The sequence below is a fragment of the Flavobacterium cryophilum genome, assembly GCF_048286555.1.
Classification (GTDB): Bacteria; Bacteroidota; Bacteroidia; order Flavobacteriales; family Flavobacteriaceae; genus Flavobacterium.
This window is the reverse complement of sequence record NZ_JBLVPZ010000003.1, coordinates 31126-55469: the sequence shown is the minus strand read 5'-3', so window position 1 is coordinate 55469 and position 24344 is coordinate 31126. Positions and strand designations below refer to the sequence as shown.

The 24344-nt window shown below is 33.0% G+C and carries 15 protein-coding genes; 6 read left to right on the top strand and 9 right to left on the bottom strand.

Annotation, left to right across the window (positions count from 1 at the left end):
• Positions 1–19: 19 nt before the first annotated feature.
• The 5 genes from ACNQGJ_RS06995 to ACNQGJ_RS06975 all read right to left on the bottom strand — a co-directional run bounded on the left by ACNQGJ_RS06995 (position 20) and on the right by ACNQGJ_RS06975 (position 6444).
• Complete coding sequence (locus ACNQGJ_RS06995; protein WP_417971445.1) at positions 20–1240, bottom strand: sensor histidine kinase; 1221 nt, start codon at positions 1238–1240, stop codon at positions 20–22.
• A gap of 309 nt (positions 1241–1549) precedes the next feature.
• The gene (locus ACNQGJ_RS06990; RefSeq protein WP_417971443.1) at positions 1550–3034 is read right to left on the bottom strand and encodes an aminopeptidase P N-terminal domain-containing protein; all 1485 of its coding nucleotides are present in this window, start codon (positions 3032–3034) and stop codon (positions 1550–1552) included.
• A 253-nt stretch (positions 3035–3287) separates the two neighbouring features.
• On the bottom strand, positions 3288–3713 hold the full coding sequence (locus ACNQGJ_RS06985; RefSeq protein ID WP_417971441.1) for a hypothetical protein: 426 nt from the start codon (positions 3711–3713) through the stop codon (positions 3288–3290).
• 202 nt (positions 3714–3915) lie between these two features.
• Entirely contained in the window at positions 3916–4461 is a 546-nt protein-coding gene (locus tag ACNQGJ_RS06980) for a DUF1697 domain-containing protein (RefSeq protein ID WP_417971439.1), read from the bottom strand.
• A gap of 66 nt (positions 4462–4527) precedes the next feature.
• Complete coding sequence (locus tag ACNQGJ_RS06975; protein ID WP_417971437.1) at positions 4528–6444, bottom strand: ATP-binding protein; 1917 nt, start codon at positions 6442–6444, stop codon at positions 4528–4530.
• Between the two features lie 284 nt (positions 6445–6728).
• Between ACNQGJ_RS06975 and recG the strand changes: the two genes are divergently transcribed.
• The 6 genes from recG (at position 6729) to pheT (ending at position 18161) form a co-directional block, all read left to right on the top strand.
• Complete coding sequence (gene recG, locus ACNQGJ_RS06970; protein WP_417971435.1) at positions 6729–8834, top strand: ATP-dependent DNA helicase RecG; 2106 nt, start codon at positions 6729–6731, stop codon at positions 8832–8834.
• Between the two features lie 288 nt (positions 8835–9122).
• The gene (locus ACNQGJ_RS06965; RefSeq protein WP_417971433.1) at positions 9123–10181 is read left to right on the top strand and encodes an efflux RND transporter periplasmic adaptor subunit; all 1059 of its coding nucleotides are present in this window, start codon (positions 9123–9125) and stop codon (positions 10179–10181) included.
• Positions 10182–10249: 68 nt separating this feature from the next.
• Positions 10250–13345: an efflux RND transporter permease subunit gene (locus ACNQGJ_RS06960; protein WP_417971431.1), complete on the top strand. Its 3096-nt coding sequence runs from the start codon at positions 10250–10252 to the stop codon at positions 13343–13345.
• Positions 13346–13432: 87 nt separating this feature from the next.
• Complete coding sequence (locus ACNQGJ_RS06955; RefSeq protein ID WP_417971429.1) at positions 13433–14746, top strand: TolC family protein; 1314 nt, start codon at positions 13433–13435, stop codon at positions 14744–14746.
• A 28-nt stretch (positions 14747–14774) separates the two neighbouring features.
• On the top strand, positions 14775–15638 hold the full coding sequence (locus tag ACNQGJ_RS06950) for a bestrophin family protein (RefSeq protein ID WP_417971427.1): 864 nt from the start codon (positions 14775–14777) through the stop codon (positions 15636–15638).
• A 102-nt stretch (positions 15639–15740) separates the two neighbouring features.
• A complete protein-coding gene (gene pheT, locus ACNQGJ_RS06945) occupies positions 15741–18161 on the top strand; it encodes a phenylalanine--tRNA ligase subunit beta (protein WP_417971425.1) in 2421 nt (806 codons plus the stop codon).
• A gap of 120 nt (positions 18162–18281) precedes the next feature.
• On the opposite strand, the gene ACNQGJ_RS06940 is transcribed toward pheT, so the two are convergent.
• The 4 genes from ACNQGJ_RS06940 to ACNQGJ_RS06925 form a co-directional block, all read right to left on the bottom strand.
• Positions 18282–18836, bottom strand: coding sequence for a fasciclin domain-containing protein (locus ACNQGJ_RS06940; protein WP_417971423.1), 555 nt, complete (start codon positions 18834–18836; stop codon positions 18282–18284).
• A gap of 166 nt (positions 18837–19002) precedes the next feature.
• Positions 19003–21681 carry a DUF7619 domain-containing protein gene (locus ACNQGJ_RS06935; RefSeq protein WP_417971421.1) on the bottom strand — a complete coding sequence of 893 codons (2679 nt, stop codon included), beginning with the start codon at positions 21679–21681 and terminating at the stop codon, positions 19003–19005.
• A 270-nt stretch (positions 21682–21951) separates the two neighbouring features.
• A complete protein-coding gene (locus ACNQGJ_RS06930) occupies positions 21952–23547 on the bottom strand; it encodes a T9SS type A sorting domain-containing protein (RefSeq protein ID WP_417971419.1) in 1596 nt (531 codons plus the stop codon).
• A gap of 4 nt (positions 23548–23551) precedes the next feature.
• A complete protein-coding gene (locus ACNQGJ_RS06925; RefSeq protein ID WP_417971417.1) occupies positions 23552–24118 on the bottom strand; it encodes a leucine-rich repeat domain-containing protein in 567 nt (188 codons plus the stop codon).
• Positions 24119–24344: the final 226 nt, after the last annotated feature.

Sequence of the window (24344 nt, the reverse complement as noted above, 5' to 3'; positions counted from 1 at the left end):
CAAATAAGAAAGGAGAAATTTATACAATTAATTCCGGTACGCGACTTAAAGTAAACATAAATTTAGATCCTTTCCCCATTTCAGACTCAACATTTATGGTTCCGTCGAAGGCTTCCACTATTTTTTTTACTGTAGCTAAACCGATTCCGTTTCCTTTTACTCCATATCGATCTACTGTTGAGACTACTTCAAATATGTCAAAAATAACGTTATGAAATTCTTTTGAAATTCCTGGTCCGTTGTCGCTAACGGCAATTTTATAACAATCACTTTCTTCAATTACTTCGATTTCAATCTCAATATTTTCTTTATCATTATACTTTATTGCATTGGTAACGAGATTAATCAATATTTGCTCAATCGCCGTTTTATTGATAAATAGAAAACTGACATTGGATTTGAATTTAATAGAACAATTGTTTTTAAAAATAAAAAGATTCGAAAGTTCTTTTTCTAAAACAGAAATACTCACTTCACTATTGTTTTCTTTCTCTAATATGTTCGATTTACTATACGCTAACAAACTGTCAATCATCTCTCTCAACTTAGAAGAAGACGTTTTAATTAAATGAATAATTTCTTTGCCATCCTCGTCAATTATTTCATTGTAGTTATCAATAAAAACATCACTCAACCCGGATATATTTGCCAAAGGAGATTTCAAATCATGCGCAGCAATGTAAGCAAATCGCTCCAACTCCTGATTCTTTTTTTCTAGCGCTTCTAACGTTTTTTCTAATTGTAATTTTTTCAATCTTAATTCCAATAATTTCATCGTTTGAACAGAAAGCGCTTTTAACGAACGAATTTGATCTGGCGTCAAAACTTTTGGCTTATGATCAATAACACAGATGGTACCAAGTGGCATTCCTTCCTCATTTGTCAACGGTACACCGGCGTAAAAAATCACATTTTCTTGTCCAGCAACAATTGGATTATCATGAAAACGAACATCATTTCTCGCATCTGGAATGATAAAAATATTTTCAGGATCGTTTATGGCATGCGCACAAAAAGAATAATCTCTTGGAGTTTCAGAAACATCAAAGCCTGTATGTGATTTAAACCATTGGCGTTCTTCATCAACAAAGGTGATTAGCGCAATTGGTGTTCCACATATTTGTGACGCTATCAATGTCAAATTATCATATTCTGCTTCGGGTAAAGTATCTAAAATAGAATAAGATTCCAATAATTTAATTCGTTCTTCTTCTAGAATATACTTTTTTGGTGCAATCATTTATGTGGTATTTTTTTAATGCTTTATTTTTTGAAATATTTTGTATTTAATCCTACAGTCAATATTTTTAATAGAACTTATTCGTCTACAATCAATCTTAAAGTCGTACAAGACTTTGCAAAAGTATCAATTTTCTCAATCTTTGCTTTCGATAGGCATTTTTTTTACATAAATTTTAATACAAAAAATAAAGAACTGTTCTAAAAAAACTGGAAGGACTCCTTGATTAATAACCTCTGTGGTTATTTAATAAAGCACCGCAATAAAAAGACAAACCCAAAATTAATCTCAACCTTTAAAACAAAATTACTAATCTAAACTTGGTACTTTAAATGTATCCAGAACGCTTTTTTCCGTCATAAGTGCTTCAATTTCATCTGATTTTCTTGGTGCTTCACCAGATAAATTTAATGGTCCATTTGTGGTAATCAAAATATCATCTTCAATTCGCACCGCAATTCCCCACCATTTTTTATCACAATCACTACCAGTAGGAATGTAAATTCCTGGTTCAACCGTAACGACCATATCGGCTTCAAAAGCATTATACAAACCTGGATCGTGAACATCTAACCCAATGTGATGTGAAGTTCCGTGCGGAAAATATTTTCTGGAGTCTTGTTCCGTTTTAACAATTCCTAATTTCACTAAACCAGCACTAATTATTTTGCGAGCCGCAACATCCGGAGCATTAAATTTATTCCCAACTTTTGCAGCATCAATTCCCGCTTCTTGAGCTTCATATACTAAATCATAAATTAGTTTTTGCTCGGTCGAAAATTTTCCATTAGCAGGAATTGTACGGGTTACATCGGCAGTATAACCATGATATTCCGCTCCTAAATCCATCAAAACTAAATCATTTTCGACTTTCATTTTGCTGTTTTCAATATAATGCAACACACAACCGTTGTTCCCTGCACCTACGATTGACGGATACCCTTCAAACTCGCTGCCATACTTTTTATACACAAATTCGTGAATTCCCTGTATTTCCGTTTCTGACATTCCGGGATGCATTGCTTTCATGATTTCTCTTTGTCCCATTGCCGAAATCCGAATGGCTTTAGTCAATAAAACCAACTCTTCTGTTGTTTTTTTCTCACGTAAACTCGCCATATAGGTCAAAATCGATTTGGTATTTATGGTAGCCTTTTTTACAGTGACACTTTTTTTAGCATTCATTTCGATTTGTACATTCGAATTCATTTGGGATTTTACTTTTTCGTTGTACCCAATTTGGGATTTAAACGCTCCAATTAATTTGTACAAATCAGCTTTTTCATTTTTAGAATTTCGGGTATCTTCTTCAAATTCCTTGAAGAAAACAGTGTCGAAATTTCCATAATCAATCCCCGAATTTAAAAACGCTTCGCCATTCAAAGCATTTTCAAAACCCAACTCTTTTTTAGCGCCTTCAGTTCCTAAACGCACTCCTGTCCATTGCTCCGCTCTTGGATTCTTTTCCTGAACATACAGCAATTCATGAAATGATTTTCCGTCTTTATTAGTTTGAACGTTCGAAAAAATAATCAGAACTGAATTGGGTTCTTTGTATCCTGTCAAATAATAAAAATCCGGATCTTGATGGTAGATAAAATCCACATCATTGGCTCGATTCCGAATAGGATTTCCAAAAAATACGGCCACACTATTCTTAGGCATTTTGGCACGCAACGCTTCTCTGCGCTCTTTATGGAATTGAGCCGACAAATAATCGGTTGGATTTCCGTTTTGTGCTACTGCTGCACAAACAAAAAGAACCGTAAAAACGAAAGAAAATTTTAAATTCATAGCGATAAAATTTTAGAGTTTTGCAAAACAAAGACGAGGTCTAGAATGAATTAATTAGTTCGTAAATATAATTTTTTTGTCCGTACAAACTAATATTTTATGGAAAGACTAATTCTTTTATTCGTTTAAAAATAGAAAAAGAGCATCAAAAGTTTTTCAACTTTTAAGTACCCTTTCGCAAAAGTGCTTCATCATTCTAAAATTAACCAAAACTAAATTTTATGAAAAATGTTTTTTAATAAGCACTTATATTTTACTTTTTGTATTCTAATCCTGGACCGTCGCAGCTTTTCCAAGTACTGGACAAGGAATTATTGCCAGTCAAATAGAGTACTTCTTTTAGATTTCCGTAACAGTTGCCTATAAGTTCGCTGTCATTGGGATATGTTAATTCAAAATCAATTCTGTCAGATTGAGTTGTAGTCGTGTAAGTTCCTGAAATGGAAGTTTTAACCGAATTTCTTTCTCTGGATTTTATAAATGTTCCATTAGTGTTGAATATATAAAATTCCTGCCATTCCATTGCTGCACCCGTAGTTTCAGAATTAGGAATAGAACCCGACATCGAGACCAAAGTCCATTTTCCGTAATAACCAGTGTTGTCCATTGTTTCAGCATCATCTTTTGAACAAGAACTAAAAACACAAAGAAAAGCAATAAGAATAACAAGATTTTTCATGTATCAGTTTTATAGATAGTAAGTAGATGATAGATCACACAAAAGGTTGCGTCAAATTATAATTATTTTTTTCTAAAGTTAAGAAATTGCTCAAATCGATACTATTTATAGGTTCTCAGTTATATAAAAACAAATAGCCACAGATTCACTGATTTTAAAAAGCGGAGAATTTGTGGCTTATTTTTTTACTTGTGAAGCTTATTTACCTTTCCTCGTAGAGTTTAAGCAACTGTGTCACCGTATTCCAATTGCGGATTGTTGCGGTTACATTTAGTTTTTTCTCAATGTATTTTTGATCAAATCGAGTTTTTCCGGCTCCAACAGCGTATTTAATGAAGATTCTGCTACCGTCTATACTGGCTTCGTCCGGTTTAAATTGGCTAATTTTCAAATCATTCATACTGGTGCTTTGCAACGTGGTCGAAATAAAAGCCACGTATAACTTCTTGCTGTCAATATCTTTTTCCTTAAAGAAAGGATTGTTTTTGAAACACGCTTCTAAATCTGCGGAACCAATAACCACAACAGGTACTTCATGAGCAAAAGCCTTGAAAATTTCCTGCTTGATTAGAAAACCAACTTTTGCAGGACTTTCTTCCTCCGTGTCCACAAAAACATTCCCGGATTGAATATAGGTTTGCACATTTTGAAAACCAATGGCTTCCAAAGTCGTTTTTAGCGCCTCCATTTTTATCATACTGTGACCGGAAACATTGATGCCACGTAATAATGCGAGATGAGTTGTCATTTTTTAAGCTTTTTATTTTTGCGAAGATATTGAGTTTAGAGGGGATTTTGTTTTATATGGATTAATTTATATGGCTAATTTACTTTGTCTTTCATATAACTCCATTCCTGGAACTTCAGAATATCTTTCATTTAATCTATTTCTTAATCCAAAGAGTCTTCTTTCAGCAGAGTCAACTATTTGTGAAAATAAACAAATTTGAACTTTTCCCATTTCAACTTTATTCGCATTCATAACTGTTTGGATTGGTTGAACTTTTTCATTAAAACTATCACCTACAACAAAAGCATTTATATAAGGAGTTTCTATTAATGATCCACAACTCATAAAATCTTCAACATATCCTACTGCTTGATTTCTTTCATTTCTTGAAAGTTTAAATCCGCCTTTTTTAAGTTCAATTATTAAAATTTTATTAATTGATGGCAAACTATTTTCTTTATCAAAAGATACTGTCCCTGTTATTGAAAGTGTGGAATTACCCATAACTACTAAATCAGGTCTTTTTTTGTTATTATTAAACACACTTTTATCAATCTTTTTTCCAAATACTTTTTCAACTGAAACTTGTAGCTGATTATTTGAAGAATATTCAGGCGAATCAAATTCTGGTCCAAATATCCATCTTGCACTTGCAACTAATGGATGTAAAACATGTAATTCATCAACTGAATCATCATTTGATAATTTTCTAATTGCTTCAATAACAGAAATCCTTTTATCAATTTCATCTAGCACCGTTAATGCGTCTTTTATTGTCCAATTATCTAAAATATTATTCAACCCAATAATATCTTCAGTAGAAAGAACAGATAGCTTTTGTAATAGTTGAGTTCCGCTTCTCGTTTTTTCAAGATTAATTAACGTTTCAACAGCTAACGAAATAGAATCTTCTCTGGCAGTTGGATTTAAAATAGTTATATTGTTTATAACTTCATTAAATTCATATTTAGCAAGAGGACTTAATTCATTGTATTCTTTAATATAATCTTGTTTAATCTGTTTAGTAGTTTCCTCTACATTATCTAAAGCGATTTTTGAAAACATAAGTTGAATGCAGTTATCAATTTTTTCAAATATTTCATCTAAAATGTCATGTCTTCTAAATCCAGTCCAATCTTCAAGAATATAATCTGATAAATCATCTGTGCGTACAACAACAGAAAATCTTTTAGCTAATTTTGTTCTACCATCTAAAACCATATATTTTCCAATAATCCAAGATGGTTCACCTACTAATCTTCCTCCTTGCCAAAAAGCTATTCCTTGATATAATGTTGATTTTCTCGCTTTTTTTGAATCAATAAGATTCACATTAAGTTTTATTCCATTTATATTTATTTCTTTTGAAAAAATTAATCCTGAATGATCTTCTAGCTCAATCGTTTGTCTATTAATTGAAACTATAAACTTTGGATCATGAAGAAATCTAGCAGATATAATTTCTAAAATATTTTCTGCTTTTGGGAGATTTTTTTCAACAATTACTTCCAAGCGAGTTCCGTGTTTCGCTGTTTTATTAAATTCTTCATCTTTAATTATAAAAGGTTCATTTTCACTTTTAGTTGTAACGGTAAATTTTGATTCATTTCCTTCTTTACTTGTTATAACATCATATTCATTATTAAAACATAACATCCCATGTCTTCCGACACCATTTCTTCCGTAAGCAAATCTTTTTAAATTTACACCTTTTGGAAATTCAACTTTTTTTCCTTGATGTTTTAGTCTATTGTAGCCTAATTTCATCCATCTAGAATAAAATTCTTTTTTTGTCAATCCAGCTCCATTGTCTTCAATTGTAAGTTTTTGACCTCTTTCTTGTGGAATAAAAATAAGAACTTCAGTTGCGCCTGCGTCCCAAGCATTTGCAACAATTTCTGTTAAAGCAACTTCAGCAGAACTTCCTAAATTGCCTAATGTTCTAATTAAATAATCTTCTTCAAAAAGAGAACCTTGAATGTATTCTTTGTTTTTTTTCATAGGAATTTTAATTTTACATTTAAAATATGAATTGTACAATCACAAATGTTTTATTATTGAAACTAGAAACTATAGCAGGTAATATATTCTGCTAATATAAAAATAAATTTTCATGAAGTTTAATTAATTTCTTACAGCAATTCCAAACATTCCCATTTCCAAATTTCCAAACAAAAAACTATCTTCGCTGCATCAAATTAAAAATCCGTTTTAATCTGCGTTTTGTCATCTCGAGCGAAGTCGAGAGAAGCAAATCCGTTTTATCCGTGTCCAAAAAAATCTAAATGCAAAACCTCCTACTCACTCCCATCGAATACCTCAAAGGCGTTGGTCCCAATCGGGGCGAATTGCTGCGCAAGGAATTGGGGATTTATAAGTACGTGGATTTGGTTAATTTTTTCCCTAACAGATACATTGACAGAACGCGCTATTACAAGATTAACGAACTGCAAAACAATAGTGCCGAGGTTCAGATTATCGGTAAAATCATCAATATCAAAACCGTAGAATTTGGCAGAAACCAAAAACGATTGGTAGCAACTTTTGTGGATGATACGGGCCAAATGGAACTCGTTTGGTTTCAAGGTCACAAATGGATTCGGGAGAGTTTGAAGCTCAACGAAATTTGTGTGATTTTTGGGAAATGCACCTCTTTTGGGAATGCGTTCAATATGGCACATCCGGAAATCGAGTTGATGAGCGAACATGAACAAAGTTTGCGTTCGGCAATGCAACCCGTGTATCCTTCGACAGAAACCTTGACGAATCGCGGGATTTCAAACCGGGTGATTAACAAACTGATGCAACAATTGTTTCTGGAAACACAAGCGTTGTTTACGGAAACTTTGCCGGATTATTTAATCCACGAACTGAAGCTAATTCCTAAAAAAGCAGCTTTATTCAATATTCATTTTCCAAAAAGCGCTGATGTTTTGGCGAAAGCCAAATTCCGATTAATATTCGAAGAATTGTTTTTTATCCAGCTGCAATTAATTACGAAGAATCTCATTCGAAAACACAAAATAAAAGGACATCCATTTGCCACAGTGGGTGAAAATTTCAATGATTTTTATCAGAATCATTTGCCTTTCCAACTGACAAATGCCCAAAAAAGAGTCATCAAAGAAATCCGAACTGATATGGGCAGCAACGCCCAAATGAACCGTTTGCTGCAAGGTGATGTAGGTTCCGGGAAAACAATTGTGGCTTTTATGAGCATGCTTTTGGCACTTGATAATGGCTTTCAAGCGTGCTTGATGGCACCCACGGAAATTCTGGCAAATCAACATTTCATTGGTTTATCCGAATTGGCCGAAACGTTAAATATAAACATAAGAATCCTAACGGGTTCTACTAAAATAGCACAACGCAGAATTATCCATGAAGAACTGGAAAACGGAACGTTACACATTCTTATCGGAACACATGCTTTACTAGAGGACAAAGTAAAATTTAAGAATTTAGGACTGGCTGTAATTGATGAACAACACCGTTTTGGCGTAGAACAGCGCTCTAAATTGTGGAAAAAAAATGTGATTCCGCCACACGTTTTGGTGATGACCGCCACGCCTATACCCAGAACTTTGGCGATGAGTTTGTATGGCGATTTAGATATTTCCGTAATTGATGAATTGCCTCCTGGACGAAAACCGATTCAGACCGTTCATCGTTTTGACAGTAACCGGTTGAAGGTTTGGAAATTCCTTCGGGACGAAATTGCTTTGGGTCGCCAAATCTATATTGTGTATCCGTTGATTCAAGAATCGGAAAAAATGGATTTTAAGGATTTAATGGACGGTTATGAAAGTATTTCCAGAGATTTTCCGCTGCCGCAATATTCTATTTCCATTCTGCATGGAAAGATGAAACCAGCGGACAAAGATGCCGAAATGAAACGCTTCTCGGAGGGGAAAACCAATATTATGGTGGCCACAACAGTAATTGAAGTTGGTGTGAATGTTCCTAACGCCAGTGTGATGATTATTGAAAGTGCGGAACGATTTGGATTATCGCAACTGCATCAGCTTCGCGGCCGCGTGGGTCGTGGTGCGGAGCAAAGTTATTGCATTCTGATGACGAGCCATAAATTGAGTTCTGACAGTAAAACCCGTATGGAAACGATGGTGCAAACCAATGATGGTTTCGAAATTGCCGAAGTGGATTTGAAACTACGTGGACCGGGCGATTTAATGGGAACTCAACAAAGCGGCGTGCTTAATCTTCAAATTGCTGATTTGGTTCGAGACAGAGATACCTTGGCATTAGCCAGAAATTATGCTTTGAAATTACTGAAAGAAGATGCGGGCATGCAAAAACCGGAACATGCTGCTTTGCGAGCAGTTTTTATAGAAATGACCAAAAAGAAAAACATTTGGAATTATATTAGCTAATCGATTACGTGACATTTTATCAGTTTAAATTCCAATGCCTTTACTTTGTAATAAATAAAGTGGTATTTTTTTACCATTTGAATTAAACCATTTCACTTTTTTACAGTCCTAGAAAATCAGAAAGCGAGCCTTATTGTGTTTATTAGTTGTTGCTACATTTTGTTACTGTTAATATTTGTATGTACAAACGTTAAATAAAAATTAACTACTCGCCTATTCCCATTCCTAAATATTAGATTTGTATTTAACTAAAATTATTGATACCTAATCTTACTTTATAAAACAACTATGAAAATAAAACACCTTGTCTACGCCTTGTTAACTATCGGAATAATTGGATTTATTGTTTATCGAATTTCAGAGAATAAAAGTAAAAACGGAGATTCAAATGATCCTAAAGGAAAAGGAAAACAAATAAACGTAAGCGGTATGGTTGTGCAATACCAAACATTTGATAATAATTTATCGCTTTCCGGTTCTATTGAAGCCAATGAACAAGTAGAGATTCGCAGTGAAGTTTCAGGAATTGTAGAAGGAATTTATTTTCAGGAAGGTAGTAATGTGAGTAAAGGACAAGTGCTTTTTAGGGTCAACGATTTAGAATTAAGAGCGCAACTGCGACAAACTTCCACGGCAGAAGGATTAGCGTCGGAAAATGAAAGAAGAGCCAAGTTATTACTTCAAAAAGAAGCTATTAGTCAGGAAGAATATGATTTGGCACGTGCTGATTTAAAATCGGCACAAGCCCAAAGTCAGTTAATTAAAGTCCAAATTGCAAAAACATCAGTACGAGCGCCATTTTCCGGAAAAATTGGCTTACGCTCCATTTCACCAGGTACTTATATTACGCCAGCAGTATTAGTTGCTAAGTTGGTGAACGTTGGGAAACTAAAAATTACATTTTCAATTCCAGAAAAGTATGCCAATCAAGTTAAAAAAAATACAACTATAACATTTAAAATTGCAGGATCTGATAAAAATTATACGGCTACTGTATATGCTATCGATCCAGAGATTGCAGTCAGTACCCGTACATTACAAGTACGTGCCATTGCAGATAATAAGGACGGCAAGTTATTACCGGGAACATTTGCGGATGTCGAATTGCCATTGGATATTATAAAAGATGCTATCGTTGTTCCTACAGAAGCTATTATTCCAGTACAAAACGGAAAAAAAGTTTTTATTTCCAGTAATGGTCAAGCCAAAGAAGTAATGATAGAAACGGCTACAAGAACTGATGCGTCAATTTTAGTTCTTTCCGGTTTGAAAGCAGGTGATACCGTTATTACCAGTGGTGTAATGTCATTAAAAAATGAAACTCCTATAAAAGTTCAAATTAAATAGATTGACATATTAGATTCCATAAAAGCCATCAAAAATCTAAATTTAGCCATCAAAAATTTAAAATCTAAATGAGTTTATCAACCACAAGTATTAAAAGACCCGTACTGACAATTGTTCTCAACCTAGCAATCGTGTTGTTTGGAATAATAGGATATACTTTTCTAGGTGTTCGCGAATTTCCTTCAATTGATCCTGCACAAGTTTCTATCCGTACGAACTATTCAGGTGCAAATGCCGACATTATAGAATCTCAAATTACGGAACCTATAGAAAAAGCACTTAACTCGATTGAAGGAATTCGAAATATTACTTCGTCGAGCGTGCAAGGAAGCAGTAATATTACTGTTGAATTTAATTTAGATAAAGATCTTGAAGCTGCAGCCAATGATGTTCGGGATAAAGTTTCCCAAGCCGTACGAAGTTTGCCGCAGGATATTGATTCGCCACCAGTCGTTTCTAAAGCAGATGCTGACAGTCGTGCAATAATTTCGATGACAGTTCAAAGTGATTCCAGAAATTCGCTAGAATTAAGTGACTATGCCGAGAATGTTATCGCTCAAAGATTAGAGACCATTCCCGGTGTCAGTGGAGTCCAGATTTGGGGACAAAAAAGATTTGCGATGCGATTGTGGATTGACCCTGTCAAGTTAGCCTCTTATGGATGCTCTGTAGCTGAAGTGAGAGATGCTTTAAATCAACAAAACGTTGAACTGCCTTCCGGTAAAATAACGGGAGACAATACTGAACTGACGGTGAAAACGGTTGGAAATCTTTCTACTCCCGAAGAATTTAATAATATCATTATTCGATCCGAAGGAGGAAAAACGGTGCTTTTTAAAGATATCGGTACCGCTGTTTTAGGTCCGGAAAATTTAGAAACAAAGATGACTCAGTCTGGTCTGCCTTTAGTGGGTGTAGCAATTGTACCGCTTCCTGGGGCCAACTATTTAGATATTTCGAAAGAATTTTATAAAGAATACGATAATCTAAAAAAAGATTTACCCAAAGATATCAAACTAAACATTGTTATTGACAGTACCGTTTTTGTTAAAAAATCAGTAACCGAAGTAGCCGAAACCCTGTTGATTTCTATTATTCTGGTGATTCTAATTATTTATTTATTCTTTAGAGACTGGGCAATTGCCTTTAGACCCTTAATAGATATTCCCGTTTCGCTGATTGCGACTTTCTTTATCATGTATCTTTTTGGGTTCTCCATAAATGTATTGACTTTACTCGCTATTGTTCTTGCTACAGGATTGGTCGTAGATGATGGAATTGTTGTCACTGAAAATATTTTTAAGAAGGTTGAAGAAGGAATGTCTCCAATTGAGGCTGCCATAAAAGGCTCCAATGAAATATTTTTTGCAGTAATCTCTATTTCAATTACTTTGGCTGCCGTATTTTTGCCGGTGATTTTTCTCGAAGGATTTGTGGGACGGCTGTTTCGGGAATTTGGCGTCGTCATTGGTGCAGCAGTATTAATTTCAGCTTTTGTATCCTTGACGCTGACTCCAATGCTAAATGCTTATTTGATGAAAGGCGGAGAACAAAAAAAATCAAAGTTTTACATCTATTCAGAACCTTTTTACCAAAGATTAAATAGCGGTTACGCCGATGCCCTAAGTACATTTATGAAAAAAAAATGGCTTAGTTTCCCAATTCTTATCGCTTGTTTCGGATTAATTTATATCTTTTTCAATTTATTACAAAAAGAAACAGCTCCTTATGATGACCGAAGTGCTATTGTCATGCGAATGACAACTCCTGAAGGTTCTTCTTATGAATATACGGATCGATTTATGCAGGAACTATCACAATTAGTAGATGATTCTATTCCGGAAAAAGAGGTTGCTTTAGTAATCACATCTCCTGGTTTTGGGTCCTCGTCGGTAAATAGTGGTTTGATTCGAATGGCCCTCTCAGAAACTAGTGAAAGAGAAAGTTCCCAAAAGGAAATTGCCGAAAAATTAAACCGATTAACAAAAAAATACCCCGAAATTAAAACTTCCGTTATTGAAGAACCTACTATTGCAGTAAACAGACGGGGAGGTTTGCCCATTGAATACATCATTCAGGCACCAAATTTTGAAAAATTGCAAGAAAAAATTCCTCAATTTATGGATGAGGCCGCTAAAAACCCTACATTTTCAGTTACCGATGTAAACTTAAAATTTAACAAACCTGAAATCAACGTTACTATCAATCGGGAAAAAGCAAAAAGTTTAGGAATCTCTGTCATGGACATTGCGCAAACCCTGCAACTTTCTTTAAGTGGCCAACGCTTTGGTTACTTTATGCGAAACGGAAAACAATATGAAGTCATTGGACAATTTGAACAAAAAGACCGATCAAAACCGTTGGATTTAACTTCTATGTATGTGAAAAACAGTTCTGGCGAATTAATTCAAATGGACAATGTAGTGACAGTTGAGGAAAAAAGTAATCCTCCTCAATTGTACCATAATAATAGATACATGTCAGCAACAGTGACTGCCGGACTGGCACCTGGGAAAAGTATCAGTGATGGTATTGATGCTATGAATGAAATCAAAGCGAAAGTACTCGATGATTCCTTTACAACCGATTTAGGGGGAGAATCCAGAGATTTTGTCGAGAGTAGTTCTAATACTACTTTTGCTTTTGGATTAGCCTTACTGTTAATATTTTTGATTCTGGCGGCACAGTTTGAGAGTTTTATTGATCCGTTTATTATCATTTTGACCGTGCCAATGGCAGTAGCGGGAGCTTTATTTTCCCTTTGGTTGTTTGATCAGACTTGGAATATCTTTAGCCAAATTGGAACTGTAATGCTCATTGGATTAGTGACCAAGAACGGAATTTTAATCGTGGAATTTGCCAATAAACTGAGAGAAGAAGGAAAACCAAAACTGGAGGCTATTTTAGAAGCTTCTGAAGCGAGACTTCGTCCTATTTTAATGACAAGTTTGGCCATTTCATTGGGAGCCTTGCCTATTGCTTTGTCTTTGGGTGAAGCATCCACCAGCAGAATTGGTATGGGAGTTGTAATTGTAGGGGGAACTATCTTCTCGTTGGTTTTAACGCTGTTTGTAATTCCAGCAATGTATTTAATGTGGTCTAAAGCCAGAAAACATTATCCTGAGTTTGATCATATTGAAGAATATGAAAAAGAAGTAAAATAATCAGAATGGAACGCTGATCACGCGCATAAAAAAGATACCTACGATTTTTAGATAAAATTCGTTGATTCGTGGTTTAAAAATATAATTATGACACATACTAAAATATTATTTCAAAGTTTTATATTACTCTTATTTTGTATTGCAAAAACGAATGCTCAGGAAGTATTGACATTGGAAAATGCTGTAAAAATTGCATTGGAAAACAATTACGAAATAAAAATTGCTGCCAATAATTTAACCATACAAAAAACAAACGTAGCAATAGGAAATGCTGGAATGTTACCCACTGTCACCGCAAATGTTATTGATAATAACAGTATTCAAAACAGTTCACAAACGCGTCAGGACGCAACAGTAACCGATTTAGACAATGCCAAAAATAATAATTTAACGTATGGGGTTGGACTGGATTGGACGGTTTTTGACGGATTACGGATGTTCGCCAGATTAAATCAGTTGAAAGAATTGCAAAAATTAGGGGAAGCACAGCTAAAGTTAACCATAATCACACGAATCAGTGATGTTAATGCTGCGTATTACGATTTAGTACAGCAGCAGCAGCAATTAGCCGCTTTGGATACGACAATTGTTATTTCGAATCAACGATTGACTTTGGCACAAAACCGATTTACCATTGGAAAAGCATCTAAATTAGAAGTTTTAAACGCCCAAGTAGATTTGAATACCGATCAGGTTGCGTTGCTAAGACAAAAAGAATTATACGCCAACAGTAAGATTTTATTAAATCAATTGATGGCCAGAGATGTTACCACTAATTTTAAAATAATTGATGAACTTGAAGTGGATGCACTGTTATTACTTCCGGAATTAACCGTTTTAGCCGAAAAACAAAATCCGCAGTTAGAAGCTCAAATTATTAATAAAAGAATAGCCGAATTAGAATTAAAACAAATTAAAGCAGGGCGCTATCCTACTTTGCGCGTGAATACCGGCTACAATTTTTCTGAAAGTCAGTCGAGTCTCGGCTTTGTGGCACAATCACAATCAAGAGGTTTAAACTATGGTTTTAGTGCGTCTTTGAATATCTTCGATGGTTTTGCACAAAACCGAAATGAGAAAATAGCCAAAATTCAAATTGAAAATTCTAAATTAAATATAGATCAGCAAAATTTAGCTTTACGCTCACAATTGGCTTCTTCGTATCAAACGTATTTAACCAATTTAGAATTGATTGCTTTAGAAGAAAGAAATGAATCGATTGCCAAACAAAATCTGAATATTACGCTGGATAAATTCAGAATTGGGACCATTACTACCTTAGAATTCAGAACCGCACAATTGAATTATGTCAATGCTAAAGTACGTTACAGCAATGCGCAATTCCAAGGTAAATTATCTGAAATTGCGCTACGAGAATTGGCAGGAAATCTTAATTTTTAATTTACTTTTGTTAAAAATAGTATCTTAAATGGTTTCATATAATACAAAAGACTGGTTTACTTTTATTTTTCGTTTTCACAAAGCGGACACTTTTAGAACGCTACTGCCAATAATGTTTGCTATTGGGCTTTATTCTGGAATTATCGGTTATTTAGAGGTTGAATATTGGAAATTAGCGGACGATAGTTATGTAAAGAACATTACAATCATGCACGGAATGCTTGGTTTTGTAATTTCATTATTACTTGTTTTTAGAACCAATACTGCTTATGATCGTTGGTGGGAAGGTCGTAAAATGTGGGGTGCATTAGTCAACAATAGCCGTAATTTAGCCATTAAATTATCAATTATTTTGCATGATGAAAAAGACAGGAAGTACTTTCGAAAAATGATTCCTGGTTATGCCTCCATTTTGCATAAACATTTGAACGATGAGGATACCAGCAAACAATTGTTTGAAGATGTTGATTTAGAAATTGCGCATCACAAACACAAGCCCAATCAAGTAGCTAAAATGTTGTTTCAGAAGATTAATGATTTATACGACTCCAAAAAAATAACTGGCGATCAACTAATTATATTAAACGAGGAAGTAAAATCATTTACTGATATTTGTGGTGTTTGCGAACGAATTAAAAACACGCCTATTCCCTACTCCTACAGTGCCTTTCTTAAAAAATTCATCTTCTTTTATGTGATGACTTTGCCTTTTGGATATGCTTTTAGTTTGGGTTATTATGTAGTTCCTGTTGTTGTCTTTATTTTTTATGTTTTGGCGAGTTTAGAGTTAATTGCTGAGGAAATTGAAGATCCTTTCGGTACCGATGCGAATGATTTACCAACTCATAAAATTGCGGAGAACATTAAAAAACATGTGGAAGAATTAATTTAAAATGTCGAAAAAAAACAAAGAAAGGTTTTAAAACTTTGTCCCTTACTCGCTTTGAACCTCACGAAACATTGATTATATTTGCAATCTTATTAAAATTGACAGATGAAAATATCTTACAACTGGTTAAAACAATTCATTAAAATAGACTGGAAATCCGAAGAAACAGCAGCATTACTAACCGATTTAGGTCTGGAAGTAGAAATTGTTGAAAAATACCAATCGGTTAAAGGCGGATTAGAAGGCATTGTTGTGGGACATGTACTTACCTGCATTCAACATCCGGATGCCGATAGACTAAAAATTACTACCGTAGATTTAGGAAATGGAATTCCCGTACAAATTGTGTGTGGTGCGAACAATGTTGCCGCAGGGCAAAAAGTACCGGTTGCAACAATTGGAACTACATTATACGATGCTGCAGGTGTTGCTTTTTCAATAAAAAAAGGAAAAATTCGCGGACAGGAAAGTCACGGAATGATTTGTGCTGAAGATGAATTAGGTCTTGGTGAAAGCCACGACGGAATTATGATATTGGACGATACATTAGAACCAGGAACTCCTGCTGCCCTCGTTTTCAAAATTGAAAATGACGAAGTTTTCGAAATTGGTTTAACACCCAATCGTGCCGATGCAATGAGTCATTTAGGAACTGCGCGTGATTTAAGAGCCGGAATGCTGCAAAGTGGTGTAAACGTCGAATTAATTACACCTTCTGTGAGTAATTTCAGAGTGGATAAAAGAACTTTGAAAATTGATATCGATGTAAAAGAGCCTAAACTAGCACCCAGATATTGCGGAGTAACTATTTCTGGTATTGAAGTTAAACCCTCTCCAGCTTGGTTGCAAAATAGATTGAAAGCCATTGGATTAAATCCAAAAAACAATATTGTCGATGTCACTAATTACGTTTTACACGAATTAGGTCAGCCGCTTCACGCTTTTGACGCTTCAAAAATTAACGGTAAAATAGTGGTTCAAACACTTCCTGCCGGAACAAAATTTACTACACTTGACGATGTCGAAAGAAGCTTACACGAAGAAGATTTAATGATTTGTGATGAAAAAGGACCTTTATGTATTGCAGGAGTTTTTGGAGGAAAAAAATCAGGAGTTTCTGAAAGCACCAATTCTATATTTTTAGAAAGTGCTTATTTCAATCCCGTTAGCATTCGTAAAACTGCTAAAAGACATCAATTAAACACGGATGCTTCTTTCCGTTTTGAAAGAGGAATTGACCCTACTATTACAGAATACGCATTGAAACGGGCTGCTTTATTAATTCAAGAAGTGGCCGGTGGAGAAATAACATCTGATGTTGTTAATATGTATCCAAAGAAAATTGAAGATTTTTCTGTGTTTTTAAACTTTAGCAAAGTGGCTAAAATTATTGGACAAGAATTGCCAAAAGACACTATTAAGAAAATATTAGTTTCGTTAGACATCAAAGTAAACAGCGTTTCAGATGCCGGATTGGGATTGACTATTCCTTGTTACCGTGTAGACGTTCAGAGAGAAATAGATGTTATAGAGGAAATATTGAGAGTGTATGGATACAACAATATTAATTTTTCTAAAAAACTAAATGCTACCGTTTCTAATTCGCCAAGAAACGAAGATTACAAAATGCAAAATTTGATTGCCACACAATTAAATTCACAAGGATTTAATGAAATGATGGCAAATTCACTCACTACTGCGTCGTATGTTGCACTTTCTGAGGTATTGAATCCAACAAACAATGTGACGATGTTGAATCCGCTAAGTACTGATTTAGCTACCTTGCGTCAATCCTTACTGTTTTCCGGACTGGAAGCAATATCTTATAATATTAATCGGAAAAATGCCGATTTGAAATTGTTTGAATTTGGAAAAACGTATCATAACTATCTTGCCGGTTACGAAGAGAAAAAGCATTTGGCTTTATATCTTTCCGGAAATAGAAATCAAGAAAATTGGACTAACGCTCAAAAACCATCCGATTTCTTTTTGTTCAAAGGATATGCCGATGGAATTCTATCCAGATTAGGCATTCAAAAAACACAAAACGTACCAGTAACTTCAGATGTGTTTTCTGAAGGGATTGCGATCAGCGTAGGAACCGAAATAGTGGTAGAATTAGGAATAGTTAAAAAATCAATATTAAAACACTTTGGAATCAAACAAGAAGTATTTTTCGCAGATTTTAATTGGGCTTTGATTTTAAAATTAATTTCTGCCAAGATAAAATACACTGAGATTCCTAAATATCCGGAAGTTCGTAGAGATTTAGCATTGTTAATAGATCAAAGCGTAACGTATGACAGTATTTACAATATTGCACGTCAAACCGAGAAAACACTCTTAAAAGACATTAATTTATTTGATGTCTATGAAGGAAAAAATCTTCCTGACGGCAAAAAATCATACGCGTTAAGTTTTACAATTCAAGACAGTTCTAAAACACTAACCGATGTTCAAATTGATAAAATTATGAGCAAACTGCAACATAATTTTGAAAGTGAACTTGGAGCCAGCTTACGATAATAACTTTTTTTATAAATTAAAAAATCCCATTTCTAAAATTAGAAATGGGATTTTTTATACAAAAGAACCCTACAAGTTATTGGGTTCTTAGGACTAACAAAATACTAACCTAAATCAAAATTATTGTTTTGGTAATACTACGGCATCGATCACGTGAATAACACCATTTGATTGATTAACATCCGCAATCGTAACTTTAGCTTTATTCATATTCTCATCTGTAATGTATAAATCTTTTCCTTGCATCCAAGCTGTTAAAGTTCCACCACTAACCGTTTTCATTGTAGCTTTCCCATTCCCCTTTTTAATAGCTTTTGCAATATCTGAAGCATTCATCTTTCCTGCAACAACATGATATGTAAGGATTGTTTGTAACGTTTTTAAGTTCTCTGGTTTTAATAATGTAGTTACAGTTCCAGCTGGCAATTTATCAAACGCTGCATTTGTTGGAGCAAAAACGGTAAATGGTCCTTTACTTTTTAATGTTTCAACTAATCCAGCGGCTGATACTGCTGCAACTAAAGTGGTATGATCTTTTGAGTTTACAGCATTTTCAACAATGTTTTTAGACGGATACATCGCAGCTCCACCAACCATAACTGTTTTTTGAGCGAATGAAGATGCTCCTAATACTACTGTAAATAATGCAATGGATAAAAATTTTCTAGTTTTCATAAAATTTATTTTTTAAGTTATATAATTTTATTTACGGTGTTTAAATGAATTTGGTTTTAAAAAATAAAATTATTTTAAATTATTAAATATTATGAAGCAATAAAATATTCCATAAAAAAACCGTTTCTAAAAATAGAAACGGTTTTTTATCGTTCAACTGGAATGCTTAATTTTTAATGAACTTCAAACTCGAACTTCCTTTGTCTGAATCTATTTTAATGAAATAATTACCCGTTTTTAAATTCGATACATCAATTTTAGAAATTACTTTTACATTAGGAAGCGCTATAACCAGTTGTCCCAAAATATTATAAACAGCAATCGATTTCACTTCAATTTCTTTTGTTGTAACAATATTCAGGGTTTCATTTACAGGGTTTGGATAAAGAGTAAAATAGTTTGAAAATTCAAAATCTTGTATTTCCAATGTTTTAAATATTGAAGTTGCTTTATTCGTTACAATTGGAAAATTATAATCAAAAAAGATACTGGCCTCATTTATAAAAGTATCATTCACCACTAACGTTGGTTTGGTCTTAATTTTGAAAGCGATATAACCATCATTATTTGCATCATCAATAGGAAGATTGACGTTCTCAAAGATAAATTCTACTTTGTTGCCGTCACTTATTTTAATGATGTAGGAATGACTTGCTTTTGTCGGAAGTAAAGTCGAAATATCAAATTTTGACAAATCAATTATATCTTTCACTACAATATTTTGGGCTGGATAAGTTCCGGTATTTTCAAAACGAATTAAATAATGCACATATTCTCCTATCAAACTTGGAGAAATCGTTGTGCCTTCTAAACAGATTTTGTCATTTGGGTCGAACGAACCTACAACCGTCTGATTCAGTGTGAATGTATTGTCTTTTGGAGTTTCATCCGTTATGGCACTTGCTATTGTTGCTTTATAAGCCAAAACATAACCATTATTCACTGCTGGAGTTTCCATAGGAGAATTCACGTTTAGAGTAAATGTAATTTCGCGAGTTTCAAATGGCAATAAATTAGTAAAATCCCACGATAAATTATTCGTCGTTTGGGTTGTAGTTACAGGATTCGACACAACTAAATCCAAAACGGCATCATTGAAAGATAGATTTACAGAACCCGATTGTGTTGTATTGCCTTTATTTTTATATATGATTTTATACTTCGCGTCAAATCCAGGTCTTGCAGGTTGCAATGGCAATAAAGTAACTTCTAAATCGGGATGGGAACCATTGCGCGTAACACAAAAATCTTGTACAAACGGACTGGCTTGTGTTGGGAAAGTAACGTTTACTGTTGCTGGAGAAATAGTGAAATAATTTGAGTTTTCTAATGATGGAGTGATAGTATAAGTTCCTGCTTGCACAGGAATGGAATAATTTCCTGCGGTACTGGATATTAAACTTCCAATTGTTGGGCCATTAGTTATATTAAATTTTAAATTTGGAACAATAACATCAAGAACATCGCATCCATTAGTATTACTGTCTAACTTATTTTTCCCTTGTATAGAATAAAACACTCCTCCAGGTACAAAAGAACAGTAGGAATTAACTTGGCAGTTTGTATATCCTAAGTTGTTAATTAAATTTTGTGCCCTTGTTATGCTTTTGTCTTTTATACATATATATATCAAATTTGGACAATTTGAAATCTTAAAATTCTCGTCAGTTAGATAATTAAAAGATTCATCAAAATATTCTGGGGTCGAATTTTTCATAAAAATAGAAATTAGATTTGGATTATTACTGCAATTGAAATAATAAAATGTACTTACAGGCAATACAATAGTATTCAGCAAATTGTAAGATAAATTCACACCTTCATCTATAATAAAACTAGGAAAAATAATTGAAGTAAGTAGGTTATGACTACAATTCAATCCTGATGAAATTCCTGTTAAATTCGCTGATAAATCTAAAGAAGTTAGATAATTATTGTTGCATTTCAAATTCTTCAATCCAGTAACCCCTGTTAAGTTTATACTAGTTAAAAGGTTTGAACTACAATTCAAATACTCCAGTTTATTAATTCCTGTTAAATCTAAACTTGTTAATCGGTTCAAACTACAATCTAAATTATTCAAATTGATAAAACCTGACATGTCCAAGCTGTTTAGTTGGCTTGATCTACAAACTAAAGTAGTTAGTTTAGTTAACCCCTGTAAATCTGAGATCGTTAATTGGTTTTCACTACAATCCAAATAAGCTAGAATGTTTGATTTATCAAAATTAATTTTATTTAATTTGTTTGACTGACATTCCAAGTTAGTTAGGTTTATTAATCCAGAGATATCAATACTTACAATCAAGTTATTACCACAGCTTAATGATTGAAGATTGGTTATACCACGTAAATCTAAAGTTGTTAATTGATTACTAGAGCAGTATAAATTTTTTAGATTTGTTAAACCACTAATATCTAGTGAAGGAAGTAAATTACTATAGCAGGATATAAATTGAAGATTTGTTATGCCACTTATATTTAATGTTGACAATTGATTACTAGAGCAATATAAACTTTTTAAATTATTCAAACCCGTAAGATTAAGATTTGTCAATAAATTTGAACTACATTGTAATGTTTGAAGGTTTGTGAAACTTGTTATTCCACTTAAATCAGATATATTAGAATTATATAAATATAATTCATAAACATTCAATGCTTCAGTAATTTGAATTTCACCATCTCCATTCTTATCAATCACAATAAAATTTAAATTAATATCTTTTGCAGTATTCACAGCCAACAACTTCGCTTTAAAATTCGCGTCTGGAATACTAACGATCTGTGCATTAACTCCATTAAAAACGATCAAAGCAATAACTAAAAAGTAAATTTTTTTCATTTTATAATTATTTAGTTATGTAAATATAATTCAATAAATCATTTAATATTTTTTTTCTTACAAAAATTTAATACTATTGAACAATATAAAAGCATTCTAATTAACTCAACAACAAATATTTAAACAAAAAAAAGCCCCGCAAATTGCGGAGCTTTCAATATTCAAAAAATTTCAAGAAATTATTTTTTCTCTGATTTTTCCATTTTAGCTTTCAATGCTGCCAATCCAAGATTTTAGAATTGGCATTTTTATTTTGATAATATAAAGAATTTATTCCTTAATAAATCTTGCATTAGAAGTACCTCTATCGGAATTAATTTTGATGAAATAATTCCCAGTGGTTAAACTCGAAACATCAATTTTTGAAACTTTTTCAGCATTCGGAATAACCAAAACCAATTGTCCTAAAGTATTGTAAATACTGATGGATTTTACTTCAATAGTTTCTTTTGAACTAATATTCAATACTGATTTAGCAGGATTTGGATACAAAGTAAAATAGCTTGAAAACTCAAAATCCTGAATCCCTAATGTTTTAAATGTTGAAGTTGCTTTATTAGTTACAATTGGGAAATTATAATCAAAAAAGATACTCGCATCATTAGTGAAAGTATCACCAACAACAAGTGTCGGTTTAGTTTTTATTTTAAAAGCAATATACCCATCATTGTTTGCGTCATCAAATGGAAGATTAATATTCTCAAAAATAAACTCAACCTTGTTTCCTTCAGAAATTTTGGTAATATAAGAATGACTCGCATTAGTTGGAATCAAAGTCGAAATATCAAATTTGGATAAATCTATCATATCTTTTACAACAATATTTTCGGCGGGAAAAGTTCCTGTATTTTCAAATCGAATTAAATAATGAACATATTTACCAATGTCATTATATGAAACAGTCATTCCTTCAAGACAAGTCTTGTCATTTGGATCAAAAGAATTTACTACAATTTGATTAAGATTAAATGTATTATCAGTGTTATTTTCATCTATTGCCAAGATATTTATTTTAGTGACATAATTTAAAACAGAACCACTGTTTACTGGGGGAACTTCAACAGGTGAATTAACATTTAAAGTTACAATGATTTCTCTTGTTTCTAATGGTTTTAGATTTACAAAATTCCAATTTAAGTTACTAGCACTTTGAGAATCTATTAAAGGTGTAGAATTTAAAAAATCTAAGATAGAATCATTAAAGTTGAAATTAATGGAACCTGATTGTACAACAGTTCCTTTATTTTTAAAAACTATTTTATATTTAGCATCAAAACCTGGACGTGCTCTATTAATTGGTATTGTTGAAATTTCTAAATCATTATGGTTTCCATTAGTCGTAATACAAAAGTCTTGAAAATTAGGACTGCTTTGAGAAGGAAAATTTAATATTACATTAGTTGGTGCAATGTTAAAATAAGTTGGGTTTTCTAGAGTGGGTGTAATGGTATAATTTCCAGATTGAACAGGGATGTAGTAATTACCTGATTTATTTGACACTATGCGACCTATTGTAGTGCCATTATTAATTGAAAATTTTAAATTTGGAAATGCACTATCGGTATTATCACAACCATTTGAATCAAAATCAAATCGACTCTTTCCTTGAATTGTATAGAAGATTCCTCCTGGATTAAATGAACAATAACTATTTAATGTACAATTAGTATAACCATATTTTGTTAACATCGCTTGTACATTTTTTAAATCGACATCATCGGCACAGATATATTGTAACGTTGTAATATTACCAAAATCTAAAAGTGTTTCTGATTTACCATTTTTCATAAATAAACTTACAAGAGGATTTACATTAAATCCAAAAAACACAAGATTAGGTGAATCACTTACATCTAATGTTGTCAAATTATTAATACCACAATATAAAAGATGAAAGACTAGTCAGCCCACTTAAGTTTAGTGATGATAATTGATTTTCTTGACAATTCAAATATTGTAAATTATTCATCCCAGTAAGGTCCAGAGATTTTATTGGACTGTTATCACATTTCAAATTTTGCATATTTACTAAACCACTAACATTTAATGAAGTAATAGTACCGTTTGCACTACAATCTAATAGTGTAAGATTTATTAATCCAGACAAATCTATTTCAGTTATTCTATTTTGGTTGCAAGTGAATTTTTTGAGGTTTAAGAAACTTTTAATTCCTTCAACACTTAAAATTTGATTTGATGTAGTAGTTCCAAGCACTTGTAATTCATAAACTTGTAACGCTTCACTAGCTTCAATTTCCTTATTGTTATTTGCGTCAATTTTAAAAGCAACACCTGCTAAGTTTTTTGCTACTACAGTAAGGTTTGTAGAAGTTTGAAGTAGTCTTGCTTTAAAAATTGGATCTGGAATATTTACAATCTGTGCGTTTGCGGTAGTAAAAGAGCATAAAGTCAATAATAAAAAGTAGATTTTTTTCATTTTGAAACATTTAAGTGGCAAATGTAATGAATAATGAATTATTTAATAATCTTTTTCTTTTAAAAAATTTAAACACAAAGTTCACGAAGGTTTTTCTTCGCCAGTTCGTAAACTCGGGTCAAATGATTGGTTATGCTATTGGAAGAGAAAAACAAATTAAAGCGGGTTCAAGAGCAAAAAAAAGTCGCTTTAATCAATTCAATAAATCCAAATTGGAATGATTTAT